The sequence below is a fragment of the Vibrio sp. 2132-1 genome, assembly GCF_033344315.1.
Genome location: NZ_JAWPON010000078.1, coordinates 1 through 1178, shown reverse-complemented (window position 1 = coordinate 1178; position 1178 = coordinate 1). Strand labels below are relative to the sequence as shown.

Here is a 1178-nt window from a genome sequence, read left to right as displayed (position 1 = left end):
TATTCATGTTCTTGAACGCCACAACGCTCTGGACTTGATCACTGAAGATAAAATCGGCGGTGATAAAAACAAAGTCATCGGTGCCTATATCTGGAACCGAAACGAAGAGCACGTAGAAACCGTGCGCGCCAAATTTGTGGTTCTAGCGACAGGTGGCGCGTCAAAGGTTTATCAATACACCTCTAACCCTGATGTCTCATCGGGTGATGGTATTGCTATCGCGTGGCGAGCGGGCTGTCGAGTGGCAAACTTAGAGTTCAACCAGTTCCACCCAACTTGCCTTTACCACCCCGAAGCTCGCAACTTCTTGCTGACCGAAGCCCTTCGTGGTGAAGGCGCTTACCTTCGTCGCCCAGACGGTACTCGCTTTATGCCAGATTTTGATGAGCGAAAAGAACTCGCCCCCCGCGATGTTGTCGCTCGTGCCATCGACTTCGAAATGAAACGCTTGGGTGCAGACTGCATGTATCTCGACATCAGTCATAAACCAGCGGACTTTATCACCAAGCACTTCCCGACCATTTACTCGCGCTTGATGGACTTGGGCATTGATATGACCAAAGAGCCTATTCCAATCGTACCAGCTGCGCACTATACCTGTGGCGGCGTGATGGTGGATCAAAACGGTCATACGGATTTGAAAAATCTATACGCGATTGGCGAAGTGAGCTACACCGGCTTGCATGGTGCTAACCGTATGGCATCGAACTCACTGTTGGAATGTGTGGTTTATGCGTGGTCTGCTGCAAAAGATATTCTGAAACATCACACCAGCGTTGAGCTGCCTTCACGTGTCCCATGTTGGGATGAAAGCCAAGTCACCAACAGTGATGAAGAAGTTATTATTCAACACAACTGGCACGAACTTCGCCTGTTCATGTGGGACTACATGGGCATTGTGCGTACCGATAAGCGCTTAGAGCGTGCATTGCGCCGCATTCAACTGCTACAACAAGAAACGCATGAGTACTACAGTAACTTCCGCGTATCTAATAACTTGTTGGAACTGCGTAATCTACTGCAAGTTGCAGAGCTTATGGTTCGCTGTGCAATGCAGCGTAAAGAGAGCCGCGGCCTGCACTACACGCTTGATTACCCAAATCAACTGGAAAACAGCGGTCCGACAATTCTGGTACCAGCAAAGCAGTTAACCGATAATTAATATCGAATCTAACGCT

1 protein-coding gene is annotated in these 1178 nt (G+C 49.0%); it reads left to right on the top strand.

The window, feature by feature from the left end; genetic code table 11:
• On the top strand, window positions 1-1162 hold a 1162-nt coding region (nadB, locus tag R8N47_RS23545; protein WP_318185895.1), incomplete at its 5' end, for an L-aspartate oxidase.
• Between the last annotated feature and the right edge of the window lie 16 nt (window positions 1163-1178).